At 40.0% G+C, this 16,341-nt stretch carries 17 protein-coding genes, 3 tRNA genes, 1 pseudogene and 1 other annotated feature; of the genes and pseudogenes, 20 read left to right on the top strand and 1 reads right to left on the bottom strand.

All coding sequences use genetic code 11. The annotated features are described in order from the left end of the window. The first annotated feature begins 8 nt into the window (after positions 1 to 8). The 9 genes from C1G53_RS04330 (at position 9) to C1G53_RS04370 (ending at position 6,978) form a co-directional block, all read left to right on the top strand. On the top strand, positions 9 to 797 hold the full coding sequence (locus C1G53_RS04330; RefSeq protein WP_105117817.1) for a glycosyltransferase family A protein: 789 nt from the start codon (positions 9 to 11) through the stop codon (positions 795 to 797). A 120-nt stretch (positions 798 to 917) separates the two neighbouring features. Beyond that, the gene (locus C1G53_RS04335) at positions 918 to 2,303 is read left to right on the top strand and encodes a sugar transferase (RefSeq protein ID WP_161941370.1); all 1,386 of its coding nucleotides are present in this window, start codon (positions 918 to 920) and stop codon (positions 2,301 to 2,303) included. A 107-nt stretch (positions 2,304 to 2,410) separates the two neighbouring features. Continuing rightward, the gene (locus C1G53_RS04340; protein WP_192873105.1) at positions 2,411 to 3,655 is read left to right on the top strand and encodes a nucleotide sugar dehydrogenase; all 1,245 of its coding nucleotides are present in this window, start codon (positions 2,411 to 2,413) and stop codon (positions 3,653 to 3,655) included. Between the two features lie 84 nt (positions 3,656 to 3,739). Continuing rightward, the gene (locus C1G53_RS04345; RefSeq protein ID WP_099806657.1) at positions 3,740 to 3,973 is read left to right on the top strand and encodes a DUF2969 domain-containing protein; all 234 of its coding nucleotides are present in this window, start codon (positions 3,740 to 3,742) and stop codon (positions 3,971 to 3,973) included. Positions 3,974 to 4,025: 52 nt separating this feature from the next. Beyond that, positions 4,026 to 4,106, top strand: a tRNA-Tyr gene (locus C1G53_RS04350). Between the two features lie 275 nt (positions 4,107 to 4,381). After that, positions 4,382 to 4,453 (top strand) — tRNA-Gln (locus tag C1G53_RS04355). 123 nt (positions 4,454 to 4,576) lie between these two features. Continuing rightward, entirely contained in the window at positions 4,577 to 5,782 is a 1,206-nt protein-coding gene (gene rpsA, locus C1G53_RS04360; protein WP_105117820.1) for a 30S ribosomal protein S1, read from the top strand. Positions 5,783 to 5,819: 37 nt separating this feature from the next. Next, positions 5,820 to 5,891 (top strand) — tRNA-Arg (locus tag C1G53_RS04365). Positions 5,892 to 5,949: 58 nt separating this feature from the next. Beyond that, complete coding sequence (locus C1G53_RS04370) at positions 5,950 to 6,978, top strand: threonine aldolase family protein (protein WP_105117821.1); 1,029 nt, start codon at positions 5,950 to 5,952, stop codon at positions 6,976 to 6,978. 165 nt (positions 6,979 to 7,143) lie between these two features. Here C1G53_RS04370 and C1G53_RS04375 read toward each other — a convergent pair whose 3' ends face one another. Continuing rightward, positions 7,144 to 7,539, bottom strand: coding sequence for a hypothetical protein (locus tag C1G53_RS04375; protein WP_105117822.1), 396 nt, complete (start codon positions 7,537 to 7,539; stop codon positions 7,144 to 7,146). Between the two features lie 273 nt (positions 7,540 to 7,812). Between C1G53_RS04375 and C1G53_RS04380 the strand changes: the two genes are divergently transcribed. From C1G53_RS04380 to C1G53_RS04430, 11 genes and pseudogenes are all read left to right on the top strand, one after another. Next, positions 7,813 to 8,955, top strand: coding sequence for a cysteine desulfurase family protein (locus C1G53_RS04380; protein ID WP_105117823.1), 1,143 nt, complete (start codon positions 7,813 to 7,815; stop codon positions 8,953 to 8,955). A 1-nt stretch (position 8,956) separates the two neighbouring features. Beyond that, positions 8,957 to 10,174 carry a tRNA uracil 4-sulfurtransferase ThiI gene (gene thiI, locus C1G53_RS04385; RefSeq protein WP_105117824.1) on the top strand — a complete coding sequence of 406 codons (1,218 nt, stop codon included), beginning with the start codon at positions 8,957 to 8,959 and terminating at the stop codon, positions 10,172 to 10,174. A 1-nt stretch (position 10,175) separates the two neighbouring features. Continuing rightward, positions 10,176 to 10,778 (top strand): hypothetical protein, encoded by a 603-nt coding sequence (locus C1G53_RS04390; RefSeq protein WP_105117825.1) that lies wholly within the window; start codon positions 10,176 to 10,178, stop codon positions 10,776 to 10,778. Positions 10,779 to 10,811: 33 nt separating this feature from the next. After that, a complete protein-coding gene (locus tag C1G53_RS04395) occupies positions 10,812 to 11,399 on the top strand; it encodes a hypothetical protein (RefSeq protein WP_105117826.1) in 588 nt (195 codons plus the stop codon). Position 11,400: 1 nt separating this feature from the next. Further along, positions 11,401 to 11,553 (top strand): annotated as a pseudogene (locus tag C1G53_RS04400) (tRNA 4-thiouridine(8) synthase ThiI); the annotation flags it as partial. Positions 11,554 to 11,686: 133 nt separating this feature from the next. Beyond that, the gene (gene brnQ / locus C1G53_RS04405; protein WP_105117827.1) at positions 11,687 to 13,012 is read left to right on the top strand and encodes a branched-chain amino acid transport system II carrier protein; all 1,326 of its coding nucleotides are present in this window, start codon (positions 11,687 to 11,689) and stop codon (positions 13,010 to 13,012) included. A 64-nt stretch (positions 13,013 to 13,076) separates the two neighbouring features. Then, positions 13,077 to 13,147 (top strand) — a sequence feature (ribosomal protein L21 leader region). 35 nt (positions 13,148 to 13,182) lie between these two features. Then, positions 13,183 to 13,497 (top strand): 50S ribosomal protein L21, encoded by a 315-nt coding sequence (gene rplU, locus C1G53_RS04410; protein ID WP_002941330.1) that lies wholly within the window; start codon positions 13,183 to 13,185, stop codon positions 13,495 to 13,497. 46 nt (positions 13,498 to 13,543) lie between these two features. Continuing rightward, complete coding sequence (gene rpmA, locus C1G53_RS04415) at positions 13,544 to 13,837, top strand: 50S ribosomal protein L27 (protein WP_009909754.1); 294 nt, start codon at positions 13,544 to 13,546, stop codon at positions 13,835 to 13,837. Positions 13,838 to 14,035: 198 nt separating this feature from the next. After that, positions 14,036 to 14,941, top strand: a complete 906-nt coding sequence (locus tag C1G53_RS04420) for a LysR family transcriptional regulator (RefSeq protein WP_105117828.1) — start codon at positions 14,036 to 14,038, stop codon at positions 14,939 to 14,941. 1 nt (position 14,942) lies between these two features. Beyond that, positions 14,943 to 15,407 (top strand): signal peptidase II, encoded by a 465-nt coding sequence (gene lspA, locus C1G53_RS04425; RefSeq protein ID WP_105117829.1) that lies wholly within the window; start codon positions 14,943 to 14,945, stop codon positions 15,405 to 15,407. After that, the gene (locus tag C1G53_RS04430; RefSeq protein WP_105117830.1) at positions 15,391 to 16,287 is read left to right on the top strand and encodes an RluA family pseudouridine synthase; all 897 of its coding nucleotides are present in this window, start codon (positions 15,391 to 15,393) and stop codon (positions 16,285 to 16,287) included. Before lspA ends, C1G53_RS04430 begins: the two co-directional genes overlap by 17 nt. Positions 16,288 to 16,341 lie beyond the last annotated feature (54 nt).

Consider the following 16,341-nt stretch of genomic DNA (forward strand, 5'->3'; position numbering starts at 1 on the left):
GAGAAACGATGGTTGTACTCGTCGCAACATTAAATACAGAAAATGTCCCTAAACTGATTGAAGAAATGAATTTGAAGACAGTAGATACCATCGTGATCAACCAGTCTAGTGCAGGTAGAGAAGGGACAGTCATTGAACAGTGTCAACAAGCAACCATTGTTTATAGTGAGCGACTTGGTTTGAGTGCTAGTCGTAACGAAGCGATTTCCTATGCTCAGAGTGAGGATATTTGTCAGATTGCTGATGATGATATGATTTTTGTTGATAATTATAAGGAAATTGTTGAGAATGCCTATAAGGAATTTCCAGAAGCAGACATAATTGTTTTTTATGTTGATCTTGAAAATCATGCTATCGCAAGAAGTAGTATTCCAAAAGGTAGAATGCACTATCTTAATGCCATGCGCACCTCATCCGTCCAAATCAGTTTTAAAAAGTCCAGCTTAGAGAGAGTAGGACTTAAATTTGATGAACGGTTTGGCATAGGAGCAACATATGGTTCGGGTGAAGAGAATATTCTCTTGTTTGACGCACTGAGAAAGGGATTAAAACTTTATAGCTATCCCGTAAAAATTGCTTCCTTACGAGAAAGAGCATCTCACTGGGACAGGTCACACACTCCTGAAAACTGTCGCAAACGTGGTGCTATATATAAGCGGATGACAAACTATTGGTATTGGATATTGATTATCCAATTTGCTATTCGTAAGCGAAAGCAAATGTTACCTGAAATTTCCTTATTTGATAATATCCGCTATATGTTTCAAGGAGCAAGAGAATTTTCTAAATTGAAATAATATAATGATATAAATGTCAAAAAATTATGTTATAATTAAGGAAAAATGGTGGAACACAATTTAAATTTACAATTTAGTTGGCAAATAATCACAAAAAATAAATAAGGATAGGTAGAGATAGTGTTTATCAGAGAACAAGCTTGGATTAGACTTGCCACGATCATAGAGGCAATCATAGTTGTCACATCTGTATTTCTAATAATTAGTTTATCTCAGATTGTTGATATAACTGTTTTAGATTTAAAATTTTCGTTACTGGTTCTACCTTGGATAATCATTTTTTATATTTTCTTGAGTAGAGCTTTTGATACCCATGTATATTATAACCGAACAGTAAAGGGCGATATTCTAAACTCCTTTTTTGTCCAACTATTCTTTTTGGGTGGCTTATCAATGGTTAGTCTTCCATTTCTAGGTTCATTTCCTTTTTCTGTAGTATCATTTATTCATATTCTTACTCTAGGAACGTTTTTATCTAGCCTAGTACATCTCATTATTTTTAAAATCTATGAGAGCAAAGTGAACAGAAAACGCCTTTTGATAGTAGGGAAAGAAGCTGATGTACTTGCAGCTTGGAAGAATTTTCAAGCATCTAGTGAGCCCTTGCATAAAGTAACCCACTTGGTAGTTAATAACTATTTGGAATCTATCAGGAAAGTTGTAGATGAGATTGATGCTGTTTATATCGCAGGGGACATTGAAAGTAAGACGAGATTAGCGATTTATGACTACTTGATTTCTCAAGATAAAATCCTCTTTCTGACAACTAATGTTGAAAATTCAATCGCTATTAACGCACAGTTGTTTAATATTTCTGACGAGAGTATGATTCAACTTTCACCATATTGTCTATTTGTTGGTCAAGGATTTGTAAAACGGACCTTGGATTTTCTTATGGCAGGTCTTTTGTTGCTTTTATCAAGCCCGATTTTCGTCTTAACGGCAATTCTGATTAAGTTAGAAAGTCCAGGACCAATCTTTTATCGTCAAGATAGAGTAACAAAGGGAAATCGTGTATTTTCAATCTTAAAATTTCGGTCAATGAGAGAGGATGCAGAGCAAAACTCAGGACCTGTTTTAGCTCGTGCAAATGACAACCGTGTGACACGAATTGGTAAGTTTATTCGCAGAACTCGAATTGACGAGTTACCGCAGTTGATAAATGTTTTAAAAGGAGATATGTCCATGGTCGGACCACGACCAGAACGGCCGTTTTTTGTTGAGCAGTTTATCCAAGAAAATAACTATTACTCGCTCCGCCATAATGTCCCAGCAGGTATTACAGGTTACGCGCAAGTCTATGGAAAATATACGTCTGATTTTCAGAGTAAATTGAAATTTGATTTGCTATACATCAAGCAATATTCTATCCTGCTAGATGTTAAGTTATTACTAAAAACCTTTGTCATACTTCTCGATAAGACAAGTTCTCGCGGGAAATCAGAGGAAAATGATAAAGAAATAAATCTGGAGAAACTTGCTGAAACTATCAAAATACTGACCTAGTTTTCAAAATTTGTAACTGCAGGTATTAGAGAATGCTCTATTGATTGAGAGATGAGGAAATGTTTATGAACCAAGCATTAGAACAAAATAATGACAGTAGAAATCAGATGACTGATATAGCAAAGCCTGCAAATACCATCGCCGTTGTTGGTTTGGGCTATGTAGGAATGTCCATTGCAGTTCTGTTAGCGCAAAATAATAAGGTTTACGCTGTTGATATCCAGGAAGAACGAGTTGAGAAGGTGCGGTCTAAAAAATCTCCAATCCAGGATGATTATATCGAACGATTTTTAAAAGAGGAAACCTTATTCTTAGAAGCGACAACAGATGCTGCATCAGCCTATAAAGCAGCTGATTTCGTGGTGATTGCTACTCCGACCAATTATGACGATAAGACTAATTATTTCGATACAAGCTATGTTGAAAGTGTTATAAAAGAAGTCTTGGCAGTAAATCCTAATGCCCTCATGATTGTGAAGTCAACAGTTCCAGTAGGTTTTACATTGAGTGTGCGTCAAAAATACAAAACTGAGAACATTGTCTTTAGCCCAGAATTTCTTAGAGAATCGAAAGCACTCTACGATAATCTCTTTCCATCTCGTATCATCGTTTCCACAGAAATGACAGACTCTCCTAAGACGAAAATGGCTGCTCAATTATTTGGTGATTTACTGGCACAGGCTGCCCAGAAAACTGATATCCCAATATTGATAATGGGTGCCACGGAAGCAGAGGCTGTTAAGCTTTTTTCCAATACCTATTTAGCCTTACGAGTTTCTTACTTCAATGAGTTGGATACTTATGCGGAACTGAATAATTTACGGGCAGAAGACATTATTAAGGGTGTTGGTTTAGATACGCGAATTGGTCAGCATTACAACAACCCTTCGTTTGGTTATGGTGGCTATTGTTTGCCTAAGGATACCAAACAATTACTTGCCAATTATCAGCAAGTTCCACAAAACATGATTTCAGCTATTGTTGAAGCCAATAGGACCCGAAAAGATTTTATTGCGGAACAAGTGATTAAATTTGCTGAGAAAAATCATGCTACTGCCAGTGATAAACCAGTAATTGTGGGTGTTTACCGTCTGACGATGAAAACAAACTCGGATAATTTTAGGCAAAGTTCCATTCAGGGTGTGATGAAACGTCTTCAGAAAAAGGGAGTAGATTTAATCATCTATGAACCAACTCTTCCCGATAACTCATTTTTTGAAGGGTGGAAAGTGGTGAATGACATCAAGCGTTTTAAGCAACAAACAACGGTCATTATTGCCAACCGCTTCGAAGAATGTTTGCAGGATGTTGAAAATAAAGTCTATTCTAGGGATATTTTCAGAAGAGATTGATGTGTATCATTTCAATCTACATGAAGGGCTAGCACTTGCAAGCTCTTCTATTTTTTTGTAGAATAGTAAAAGTGAGGTTTGAAAATGAGTAAAAAAGATAAAAAAATTGAAATTCAAATTGAAGATAGTAAAGTCTTGGTCAATAAGGAAGAATTTGCTGGTTACCGCTTGGTAATTGGTAAAAAAGTTATCGGTGAAATTGCAGAATTGGCAGAAAATAATTTTGCTGTTGTAAAAAATGGCAATACTGAAAGCTTTTATAAAAAACTAGAAAAAGCAGTCGGAAATATTATTGAAAATTATAATTTAAGTCACTAAAAGGCTTGAAATAGTCACTATTTTATGTTAGAATAGTGACTGTTGGTGCTATGGAAAGATAGCGAAGAGGCTAAACGCGGCGGACTGTAAATCCGCTCCTTCGGGTTCGGGGGTTCGAATCCCTCTCTTTCCATTGAACAGGATACAAAGGACTTTAAGAAATCTATATGAAAATAGGAAACTGACGCAGTGTACCAAACACACAAGGAAGTTTATCTTTTTCACTAGGATTTTAGTCCGTGTTCATTTAAGATACGAGAGATGTTCTGGTTTACCAGAAATTTCTGTAGAAAATTAGGAGGCTGACGCTGAGTGTTCACACTCAAGGAAGGCTATCTATTTTCCTAAGAAATTAATCTCGAGTTCAATTTCTTGGGATTAGTAAATAAATGAATTGTATCTATATTTTGGGGTATCGCCAAGCGGTAAGGCAAGGGACTTTGACTCCCTCATGCGTTGGTTCGAATCCAGCTACCCCAGTCAAGGTACTAGATAAAATCTAGTTCGTCAAAGATGTCTAATTGTTGTTGTCCTTGCGTGTGCCTTAAATAAAATATATTTTATGTTGGGTCGAAAGACCTGATTGTCGGAGGTTTTTTTATAATGAACGAATTTGAAGATTTGTTGAACAGTGTAAGTGAAGTTACACCTGGTGATGTGGTAACTGCAGAAGTATTGACAGTTGATGCTGGTCAAGCTAACGTAGCTATTTCAGGTACTGGTGTAGAAGGCGTATTGACTCTTCGTGAGTTGACAAACGACCGTGATGCTGACATCAACGACCTTGTTAAAGTTGGTGAAACACTTGAGTTGCTTGTACTTCGCCAAGTTGTTGGTAAAGATACAGACACTGTTACATATCTTGTATCTAAAAAACGTTTGGAAGCACGCAAAGCATGGGACAAACTTGTTGGTCGTGAAGAAGAAGTTGTTACAGTTAAAGTAACTCGCGCTGTCAAAGGTGGTCTTGCAGTTGAATTTGAAGGTCTTCGTGGATTTATCCCAGCTTCAATGATCGACAGCCGTTTCACTCGTAACACTGAGCGTTTCGTAGGTCAAGAATTTGATGCTAAAATCAAAGAAGTTGATCCAGCTGAGAACCGCTTCATCTTGTCACGTCGTGAAGTTGTTGAAGCTGCAGCTGCGTCAGCACGTGCAGAAGTATTTGGTAAATTGGCAGTTGGTGAAGTTGTAACTGGTAAAGTTGCACGTATCACTAGCTTCGGTGCCTTCATCGACCTTGGTGGTGTTGATGGTTTGGTTCACTTGACTGAATTGTCACACGAGCGTAACGTATCTCCTAAATCAGCTGTAACTGTTGGTGAAGAAGTAGAAGTTAAAGTTCTTGCAATCGACGAAGTCGAAGGTCGCGTATCATTGTCATTGAAAGCTACACAGCCTGGTCCATGGGATGGCGTTGAGCAAAAATTGGCAGCTGGTGACGTTATCGAAGGTAAAGTAAAACGCTTGACTGACTTCGGTGCATTCGTTGAAGTATTACCAGGTATCGATGGTTTGGTACACATTTCACAAATTTCACACAAACGTGTTGAAAATCCAAAAGATGCTTTGTCAGTAGGTCAAGAAGTAACTGTTAAAGTTCTTGAAGTGAATGCTGCTGATGAGCGTGTATCACTTTCTATCAAAGCTTTGGAAGAGCGTCCAGCAGCTGCTGAAGGCGAAGAAAAAGCTGAAAAACGTGCTCCACGTCCACGTCGTCAAAAACGTGAAGAAAAACGTGATTACGAATTGCCAGAAACTCAATCTGGTTTCTCAATGGCTGACCTTTTTGGTGACATTGAATTGTAATTCATATAAAAACTTGCCTTGTGCAAGTTTTTCCTTTCCACCCTTAGTGTAATGGATATCACGTAAGATTCCGGTTCTTGAGATGGGGGTTCGATTCCCTCAGGGTGGATAAGTTTTAAGCCTGAATGAACAGGCTTTTTTGTTTTATTAATTACGGAGGTTGTGAGATGTTACATTTTGAAAATGATTACAACAAAGGTGCTCACCCAGTCCTGCTTGAAGCCTTGGTTGCTAGCAACCAAGAAGGTTTATCTGGCTATGGAACGGATAAATATACCCAATCTGCTATCGAAAAAATTAGACTTGCGACCAACTGTCCTCACGCACAGGTTACTTTTTTGGCAGGTGGTACGCAGACCAATCAAATCCTTATTTCTTCAATGTTAGCTTCTTATGAGGGTGTGATTGCCGCAGATACAGGCCATATTTCTACACATGAGGCTGGCGCCATTGAATTTTCTGGTCACAAGGTGTTGACACTGCCGCATCATGAAGGGAAAATAACGGCAAGCGAGGTTGATAACTTCATCAAAGATTTCTATGCTGATACTAACCATGCTCATATGGTTCATCCAGGAATGGTTTATATTTCCCACCCGACTGAATATGGTACGCTTTATAGCAAAACAGAGCTAGAGGACTTGTCCCAAGTTTGCCGGCAGCACAATATTCCGTTCTTTTTAGACGGTGCTCGCTTGGGTTATGGGCTTGCTGCACGCGATACGGATCTTGATTTGCAGGCCATAGCAGAGCTGACAGATGTCTTCTACATTGGCGGGACAAAACTTGGTGCCTTGTTGGGAGAAGCTCTTGTATTTACAAAGAATAATCAGCCAAAGCATTTTGTATCTATTGTCAAACATCACGGTGCCTTGTTAGCTAAGGGACGATTGATTGGGGTCCAGTTTGATCGATTGTTCACTGATGACTTGTATCTTGAATTGGGGCGTCATGCTATCGCAATGGCAGAGCAACTCACACAGATTTTGGAAGAAAAAGGATTTCAATTCTACCTCAAATCACCAACCAATCAGCAGTTTGTCATCGTCAAAAATGAAGAGTTGCCTAAACTGACTGAAGCAGGAATTGCTTATAGTTTCTGGGAAAAATATGACGAGAATCACAGTATCATCCGCTTTGCAACTAGTTGGTCAACTAACCAAGAAGATATTGATGATTTAAGAAAAATACTTTAGAAAACTAAAAAGAGGCTGGGACAAAAGTCCTGGCCTCACTAGTTTTTTCTAAATAGTTAAACTTGATGCAGTGGTTGAGTGGGCTATCATTCGCTGATGTTATCAGCTTTTATAGTCCTACTCAACTGTGCGGAGCTGGGCTAACGGCTCATCGAACCCTTCGGGTTACCGATTTTTGTCCCACTCTCTTTTCATCTGTAAATAGTGATAGCGATAGACGGTATAGCGTTCAATAAGGCGGTAGCCTATTCCACCTAAAATAGCTTTGATGATAAAGACAAGGTGTTTTGATAGGGGTGCCTGGACAGTCAATCCGAAAAGGATACCCAAGATAATCCAAGCAAGTACCGCCCACCATAACTCTTTGAATAGAGTGTATTGTCCATCTCTTTCTTTGACTTCATTCGATACTCTAACTGCACAGCTAGATAAGATAACTATGGGAAGAAGAGAACTGGTGTTAAACGGTTCTGGTAAAAATGATGCTAGCAGGAAGATTTCAATGAATGAAAATAGCAACAACCAAATTAAAATAGGTATTCTAAGAATAAAACATTTCATACAGCACCTCCTAGATTTAGTATATCAAACCAAGAGCAGTTGTGCAAATATTTATCTGGTTATTCTTGGGAAGAACTTGTGGATGCCAACTTGTACCATAGTAAGTTCTACCTTATTTCTTTGTCTCAGTCTAATTTCCAGTTTTTAAGACAGACTAGAACTTACTTTTGGAATTTAGCATCATAAAAAACCAAGTTTAAAACTATCTTAAAGATTGGCGAAAGGCATGAAAACGTGATAAAATAGGACTATTGCAAACAAAGGAATGAAGAAATGATTTATTTTGACAACGCAGCCACGACCCAGGTATACCCAGAAGTATTGAAGACCTATACGGAAGTGGCAACAAAAATTTGGGGCAACCCCTCTAGTCTGCATAATCTTGGTAGCCAGGCAACACGGATTTTAGAGGCATCTCGTAAGCAAATCGCAGAACTCCTCGGCAAGGACAGCAAGGAAATCTTTTTCACCTCAGGTGGTACGGAAGGTGATAACTGGGTCATCAAGGGCGTGGCTTTTGAAAAGGCACACCTGGGTAAGCATATTATCGTATCAGCTATTGAACACCCAGCCGTAAAAGAGTCAGCTCTTTGGCTCAAAACACAAGGTTTTGAGGTGGATTTGGCTCCGGTCAATGCCCAAGGTTTTGTCGATGTTTCAGCCTTAGAAAGCTTGATTCGTCCAGATACCACACTCATTTCTGTCATGGCCGTCAACAATGAAATTGGTGCTATTCAGCCCATTCAGGAAATTTCACAACTCCTAGCTGATAAGCCAACCATTTCCTTCCATGTGGATGCGGTTCAAGCAATTGGCAAGGTGCCAACGGAAGCGTATCTAACAGACCGAGTTGATTTTGCTAGTTTTTCAGGTCACAAATTCCACTCTGTCAGAGGAGTAGGCTTCGTCTATGTCAAAGCAGGCAAAAAAATCGCTCCGCTATTGACAGGAGGGGGACAGGAAAGCGACAAACGCTCAACCACGGAAAATGTGGCTGGCATTGCTGCAACAGCTAAGGCGCTCCGCTTGACCTTGGACAAGGCAGCAGATAGCCAGAAGCGACTGGCAGCCATGAAGCAAATTCTGGTGGATGAATTGGGGAACTATGCTGATGTGACAGTCTTTTCTGGACTAGAGGACTTCGTGCCCAACATTGTGACCTTCGGGATTAAGAACATTCGTGGCGAAGTCATCGTCCATGCCTTTGAAGACCACCAGATTTATATTTCGACCACATCAGCCTGCTCGTCCAAGGCTGGAAAACCGGCTGGAACCCTGATTGCCATGGGAGTACCGCAGAAGCTGGCTCAAACTGCCGTCCGTATCAGCTTGGATGATGACAACGATATGGGACAAATTGAACAATTTCTCACCATTTTCAAACAAATTTATCAAAACACACAGAAAGTAAGGTAGTATGAACTATTCAGAAATTATGATTCGCTATGGCGAATTGTCAACCAAAGGGAAAAACAAGATGCGGTTTGTCAACAAACTGCGTAACAACATCAAGCACGTCCTTTCAGTCTATCCAGAAGTGACCGTTTATTTTGACCGTGACCGTGGTCATGTCTATTTGAATGGGGCGGATTATCAGGAAGTTTCAGCTTCTTTGAAGAAGATTTTTGGTATCCAAAATTTTGCACCGTCTTATAAGATTGAAAAATCAGTTCCAGCCTTGAAAGAAGCGGTTGTGGAGATTATGCAGTCTATTTACAAGGAAGGGATGACCTTCAAGATTGCGGCACGTCGTAGCGACCACAGTTTTGAATTGGACAGTCGTGACCTCAACCAAGTCCTTGGCGATGCGGTCTTCACAGCTATTCCAAATGTACAGGTACAGATGAAGTCACCAGATATTACCTTGCGGGTGGAAATCCGTCCGGATGCTGCCTATATTTCCCATGAAGAAATCAAGGGGGCAGGTGGTCTGCCAGTTGGAACATCTGGAAAAGGAACGCTTATGTTATCAGGTGGTATTGATTCGCCTGTTGCGGGCTATTTAGCACTGAAACGTGGGGTTGAAATCGAAGCCCTGCACTTTGCTAGCCCTCCATATACTAGCCCAGGTGCTCTTAAAAAAGCACATGATTTGACCCGTAAACTGACAGTCTTTGGTGGCAATATTACATTTATTGAGGTACCATTTACTGAAATTCAGGAAGAAATCAAGGAAAAGGCCCCTGAAGCCTACTTGATGACCTTGACCCGTCGTTTCATGATGCGAATTACAGACCGAGTTCGTGAAGAGCGTGGTGCTATGGTTATTATCAATGGCGAAAGTCTAGGACAGGTGGCAAGTCAGACCTTGGAATCTATGCAGGCTATCAATGCGGTGACAAATACACCTGTTATCCGTCCAGTCGTTACCATGGACAAGCTGGAAATTATTGATATTGCGCAAGAAATTGATACCTTTGATATTTCCATCCAGCCATTTGAAGATTGTTGTACCATCTTTGCACCAGACCGTCCAAAGACTAATCCTAAGATTAAAAATGTCGAGCAATACGAAGCCCGCATGGATGTAGAAGGTTTGGTGGAACGAGCTGTGGCTGGGATTATCGTAACTGAAATCACACCGAAAGAAGAAGTGCAAGACGAGGTCGATAGCCTGATTGAGGAGTTGTTGTAGCATGAATGACTTTCTGGATGGACTTCTCCATGCACTGAGTTGGGATAGTGAGAAAACAAATGTTATTTTAGAAGGTCATTTAAGCTGGCCCTATGTATTGGGAATAGTGATTAATTTTCTTGTCTGCCTTTCGGTGTTTATTCTTGTTGTCCGTTTCTTGGTGAAGAATGTGAAGAAATCTGGAGGTTGGCGTAACTATTGGTCCAACTATTACCAGAACAGTATTTCAACTTTGGGTCGTTTACGATTCTGTTTATCTGTGCCAGTCGCTCTATTGATTATAGTTTGGGCCACCGTTTATTTCCTTGGTTATCGTGTGGTGAATGGGCTGACGCGCTACCACTATTTTACTTCTCAAGAGCTAAGCCCGACTTACGCATTGGTGACTATAAAAGATACCAAAATCGGAAACTATAGAAGTCACTACTCTAAATTAGTTCTTCAGGTGCATATTGCGGGGTCTAGTCAAACGGTTAATGTCAGCAATAGTTCAAAGACAATTGCTCGGTACTTTCGGCCGCTAGAAGGGAATATATATCCTGCACTTGTAGAGGTGAATTCAAATAACGAAATTGTTTACATTTCTAATATACTGATTGATTAGTATAGACGAATTTGGAGAGAAGGAGCGAATGAGATGGATATTATTTCAGATACATTCCATGCTATAGGGGATACATTTATATTACGCAGTCCTTTTGTAAATATTTCGTATGGGGAGCCGCCAACAGTAGGATTTTTAATTGGAATAATAATCAAGCATGCCTTTGCTCCTGTATTTATTTTATTTTTTCTTCTTCCTAAACGGAGAAGTGAATTACCTGCTGCTATTATTAAAAAAGGAAAACAAGTATTTCAAGAGTTACGCTTTGACGTGATGATGTATGTTATTCTGTTCATTTGTATCCTATTGGGGTTCGTTGCTGTCTATGACATTAAGAGGACTTTTTCAGCTCATGCTTATTTTGTCCAGCATCCAGTCGTTGAAAGTAAACAAGGTGTCCTATCTCACTTTTATATCAAAAAAGGTGGCAGTAGAGCAAGTCATGCAGATATTTATTGCTATCTTACGATTGACAATGAACAGATTCCAGTTTATTTTTCGGATGGAAATAAGCGTATAGCCAACGCTATCCTTAAGGATGGAAAGGATTATTATCAGGTCCGTGTCGGGCTTGATAATAATGGTAAAGCTGTCTCGGTCAATGAATTTATAAATAATTAAGAACCCTAAAATCAAAAATGTCGAGCAATACGAAGCCCGCATGGATGTAGAAGGTTTGGTGGAACGAGCTGTAGCAAGGATTATTATCACTGAAATCACACCGAAAGAAAAAGTGCAGGATGAAGTGGGTAGTTTGATTGCTAATTTATTGTAAGGAAACAAAAATATTTTTCAGAAATATAATGAAAATCTAGCGAAAGCTGGATTTTTTGCAACTTGCTCGGAAAAGCAAGATTTGTGTGGTATAATAGTTTTTAACAAATATTTTTTCTAACAAAGGAGGAGTTATGAAAAAAGGAGCCTTAACAGGTCTACTCCTGTTTGGTATGTTTTTTGGTGCAGGAAACTTGATTTTCCCGCCTGCACTCGGTGTCTTATCTGGTGAGAATTTCTGGCCAGCTATTTTAGGATTCGTTGTATCAGGTGTCGGTATTGCAGTCATTGCCTTGATTGTCGGAACATTGAACCCCAAAGGCTATGCACATGAGATTTCACGCAAGATTTCGCCTGCCTTTGCAACGGTTTATCTTGTTGCCTTGTATTTGGCCATTGGTCCATTCTTTGCCATTCCGCGTACGGCTACAACGTCCTTTGAAATTGGTATTGCACCATTGTTGGGTGAAGCAAACCTTGGAATTTGGTTATTTGGTTTTACAGCTCTCTACTTTGTGGCAGCCTACCTGATTGCCCTTAATCCTTCTCAGATTTTGAATAGTATTGGACGAATTTTAACTCCAGTATTCGCTATTTTGATTGTTATTTTGGTTGTTCTAGGAGCTATCAAGTATGGTTCGACCAGTCCTCTGCCAGCAGCAGAAGCTTACTCAGCTGGACAGGCTTTTGGTACAGGATTTATTGAAGGATATAACACTTTGGATGCTCTTGCCTCTATCGCCTTTAGTGTGGTAGCTGTTAATACCTTGAAACAACTTGGTTTTTCAAGCAAAAAGGAATATGTTTCTACAATTTGGTCAGTAGGCCTTATTGTAGCCTTGGCTTTCTCAGCACTCTATGTTGGTTTGGCCTTCCTTGGAAATCACTTCCCAGTGCCAGCAGATGTTTTGGCATCAGATACGAACAAGGGTGTCTATGTTTTATCTCAAGCAACCCAAGCCATCTTTGGACCAAGTGCACAGATTTTCTTGGCTGCGATGGTTATCGTAACCTGCTTCACTACAACAGCTGGTTTGATTGTGTCTTCTGGTGAATTTTTCGCTGAGCGTTTTCCACGTTTTAGCTACAAAGTATATGCGACTGTCTTTACCTTGATTGGTTTTGGGATTGCCAATCTTGGTTTGAGTAAGATTATTGCCTTCTCTATTCCAGTTCTTTTGATTCTGTATCCAATTACTATCTGTATTGTTTTAATTACCATTGTCAACAAATTTGTACCGCTTTCAAAATATGGTATGCAGTTGACAGTTGGCCTAGTAACAGCTTTGTCATTGGTAGAAGTTTTGGCAGGTCAATTTGGTTGGAAAGCTATTTCAACAATCATTTCAGCTCTGCCATTGGCCGGACAATCATTAGCATGGTTATTGCCTGCTCTTGTCGGAATCGTTCTTTCACTTTTCTTGCCAAACAAGCAGGAGAGCGAAGTTTTTGAAATGTAAAAAAATGATACAAAACACTTGCATTTGCAGGTGTTTTTGTTATAATAGGAGTGTTGACTATGCACACCCTGTGCAACCGCACGACTACCGTTTAAGTGGTTCGTCCCACGGTACTAGGCGAGTCTTCACATTAAATTCGGGCAAGGCCCAAAAATCATAGGAGGTGCATAATGAGCACATACGCAATCATTAAAACTGGCGGCAAACAAGTTAAAGTTGAAGTCGGTCAAGCTATCTACGTTGAAAAATTGAACGTTGAAGCAGGTCAAGAAGTTACTTTCGAAGAAGTAGTTCTTGTTGGTGGTGAGAAAACTGTTGTGGGTACTCCACTCGTAGCAGGCGCTACTGTTGTTGGTACTGTTGAAAAACAAGGTAAACAGAAAAAAGTTGTTACCTTCAAGTACAAACCTAAAAAAGGTAGCCACCGCAAACAAGGTCACCGTCAACCTTACACAAAAGTTGTTATCAACGCTATCAACGCTTAATCGCGTAGCTTGAAGCAATCATTACAGAAATTCGGAGGAATAACATATGTTAAACTTGAATCTTGCTAACTTGCAATTTATGGCCCACAAAAAAGGTGGAGGTTCAACGTCAAACGGTCGTGATTCACAAGCGAAACGCCTTGGTGCGAAAGCTGCTGACGGCCAAACTGTATCAGGTGGTTCAATCCTTTACCGCCAACGTGGTACTAAAATCTACCCAGGAGCTAACGTAGGTCGTGGTGGAGATGACACTCTTTACGCTAAAGTAGAAGGCGTTGTACGCTTCGAACGTAAAGGTCGCGATAAGAAACAAGTATCTGTTTACCCAATCGCAAAATAAGTCTGAAAATGGCTTAACAATAGGCTTTCCGAGATTTCGGAAGGCCTGTTTTTTTTGTTTTGATACCCAAGAACATTATAGTAGACGTATTGACCAGTAAATTGACATTAGGAACGGTGAGACTAATGGAATTTACTCATCGTGTTGCATCGAATCTGTGTTATAATAGAAAAATAAGAATTGAGAAAGGGCAAGATAATGAATATTCAACAATTACGGTATGTTGTTGCCATTGCAAACAGTGGTACATTTCGAGAGGCGGCAGAGAAAATGTATGTGTCCCAGCCTAGTCTGTCCATTTCCATTCGTGACTTGGAAAAAGAGATTGGTTTTCAGATTTTTAATCGGACCAGTTCGGGAACCTTTCTAACCAAAGAAGGCATGGATTTTTATGAAAAAGCTCAAGCCTTGGTTAAGGGCTTTGACCAGTTTGAAAATCGCTATTTACAAGCTGAAGAAGGTGAGAAAATCTTTTCTATTTCCAGCCAGCATTATGATTTCTTGCCACCTTTAATTACAACATTCTCTAAGGAGCATCCTCAGTATAAAAACCTTCGAATTTTTGAATCAACAACAGTTCAAATTTTAGATGAAGTGGCCCAAGGATATAGCGAACTAGGGATTATTTATCTGAATGGTCGCAATACAAAAGGCATTATGCAGAAATTGGAAAAGCTCAAGTTAGAAGTGGAGGACCTGATAGCCTTTCAGACCCATATCTATGTCCGTAAAGACCATCCTTTGACAAGCAAGTCTGAGGTTGAGTTGAATGATTTAGTTGGTCTTCCGACGGTTCGATTTACTCAGGAAAAAGAAGCTTATCTTTACTACTCTGAAAATTTGATTGATACGTCAGACTCGTCTGTTACTTTTGATGTAACTGACCGAGCAACTTTGAATGGCATTTTGGAGCGGACCGATGCCTATGCGACAGGCTCTGGCTTCCTAGATAGTGAAAGTGTGAACGGGATTACGGTCATTCCAATTAAAGATCAAATTGATAATCGCATGGTCTATGTCAAACGAGCTGATGGAGAATTAAGCCAATGTGCTTTAGATTTTATTGAAATGATGCATCAATATTTTGATGCGAAGAAAGGTTAGTATGAGAAAGTTTGGATTTCCAATTCTGGCAGTTATTTTGATAGCTGTTGACCAGCTTGTTAAGGCTTGGACAGTTGCCAATATTGAATTAGATACGGTTGAGCCATTTCTTCCAGGATTTATGAGTTTGGCCTATTTACGCAATTATGGAGCGGCTTGGTCCATCTTACAAAATCAGCAGTGGTTTTTCACGATTGTAACAATTGTAGCTGTGACCGGTTTGATTTGGTATTATGTGAAGCAAATCAAGGGTAACCTATGGACCTTGTTTAGCCTGGCTTTGATGATTGCTGGAGCTCTGGGGAATTTTATTGATCGAATTCGTCTTGGTTATGTAGTGGATATGTTCCACTTGGATTTTATCAGTTTCCCAGTATTTAATGTGGCGGATATGTGTTTGTCTGTCGGTGTTGGTATTTTGTTTATTTGTATCATGAAAGAAGAGAGTAATGGAAGTAAGAGTTGAGATTGGTGGCATTCGTTTGGACAAGGCCTTGGCGGATTTGACAGATTTGTCCCGTTCAGTTGCCAATGAACAGATTAAAAATGGTCAGGTTTTGGTTAATGGACAACCCAAAAAAGCCAAATATAGTGTGCAGGCTGGTGACATCCTAACCTATCAGGTGCCAGAAGTAGAAGAAATTGACTATGTAGCGGAAGACATTCCCTTAGAAATTGTCTATCAGGATGCGGATGTGGCTGTGGTCAATAAACCTCAAGGGATGGTTGTTCACCCATCTGCGGGCCACACATCTGGTACACTGGTCAATGCTCTTTTGCATCATGTCAAGGATTTATCAGGCATCAATGGTGTTCTTCGACCTGGAATTGTCCATCGGATTGACAAGGATACATCTGGCTTGCTCATGATTGCTAAAAACGATGATGCTCATACCAAGCTGGCTGCTGAATTAAAAGACAAAAAGTCGCTTCGTAAATATTGGGCAATTGTTCATGGAAACCTGCCAAATGACCGTGGAATGATTGAGGCACCGATTGGGCGTTCTGAGAAAGACCGCAAGAAACAGGCTGTTACAGCCAAAGGGAAAGAAGCTGTGACACGTTTTCAAGTTTTGGAGCGTTTTGGGGATTATACCTTGTTAGAATTGACCTTGGAAACCGGTCGGACACATCAAATACGTGTTCACATGGCTTATATCGGTCATCCAGTAGCAGGGGATGAGGCCTACGGTCCTAGAAAGACCCTAAAGGGACATGGTCAGTTTCTTCATGCCAGAACGCTTGGATTTACCCATCCGAGAACTGGGGAAGTAGTGGAGTTTACGGCAGAAGCGCCAGCTATTTTCCAAGAAACGCTTGAAAAACTGCGTCAGTCAAATGGCTGATGAAAACCTGTTCATCTTGCCCATTTTCCCAACAAATGCTATACTAGTAGACGA

It is taken from the genome of Streptococcus suis, from assembly GCF_002960445.1.
GTDB lineage: Bacteria > Bacillota > Bacilli > Lactobacillales > Streptococcaceae > Streptococcus > Streptococcus hyiners.

Bases quoted from the DNA above. Each gene is read 5' to 3' on its own strand.
- rplU (WP_002941330.1), top strand. From the start codon at position 13,183: ATGAGCACATACGCAATCATTAAAACTGGCGGCAAACAAGTTAAAGTT.
- rpmA (WP_009909754.1), top strand. From the start codon at position 13,544: ATGTTAAACTTGAATCTTGCTAACTTGCAATTTATGGCCCACAAAAAA.
- C1G53_RS04395 (WP_105117826.1), top strand. From the start codon at position 10,812: ATGGATATTATTTCAGATACATTCCATGCTATAGGGGATACATTTATA.
- C1G53_RS04340 (WP_192873105.1), top strand. From the start codon at position 2,411: ATGACTGATATAGCAAAGCCTGCAAATACCATCGCCGTTGTTGGTTTG.
- C1G53_RS04345 (WP_099806657.1), top strand. From the start codon at position 3,740: ATGAGTAAAAAAGATAAAAAAATTGAAATTCAAATTGAAGATAGTAAA.
- brnQ (WP_105117827.1), top strand. From the start codon at position 11,687: ATGAAAAAAGGAGCCTTAACAGGTCTACTCCTGTTTGGTATGTTTTTT.
- C1G53_RS04375 (WP_105117822.1), bottom strand. From the start codon at position 7,539: ATGAAATGTTTTATTCTTAGAATACCTATTTTAATTTGGTTGTTGCTA.
- C1G53_RS04420 (WP_105117828.1), top strand. From the start codon at position 14,036: ATGAATATTCAACAATTACGGTATGTTGTTGCCATTGCAAACAGTGGT.
- lspA (WP_105117829.1), top strand. From the start codon at position 14,943: ATGAGAAAGTTTGGATTTCCAATTCTGGCAGTTATTTTGATAGCTGTT.
- C1G53_RS04370 (WP_105117821.1), top strand. From the start codon at position 5,950: ATGTTACATTTTGAAAATGATTACAACAAAGGTGCTCACCCAGTCCTG.
- rpsA (WP_105117820.1), top strand. From the start codon at position 4,577: ATGAACGAATTTGAAGATTTGTTGAACAGTGTAAGTGAAGTTACACCT.
- C1G53_RS04390 (WP_105117825.1), top strand. From the start codon at position 10,176: ATGAATGACTTTCTGGATGGACTTCTCCATGCACTGAGTTGGGATAGT.
- C1G53_RS04430 (WP_105117830.1), top strand. From the start codon at position 15,391: ATGGAAGTAAGAGTTGAGATTGGTGGCATTCGTTTGGACAAGGCCTTG.
- C1G53_RS04330 (WP_105117817.1), top strand. From the start codon at position 9: ATGGTTGTACTCGTCGCAACATTAAATACAGAAAATGTCCCTAAACTG.
- thiI (WP_105117824.1), top strand. From the start codon at position 8,957: ATGAACTATTCAGAAATTATGATTCGCTATGGCGAATTGTCAACCAAA.
- C1G53_RS04380 (WP_105117823.1), top strand. From the start codon at position 7,813: ATGATTTATTTTGACAACGCAGCCACGACCCAGGTATACCCAGAAGTA.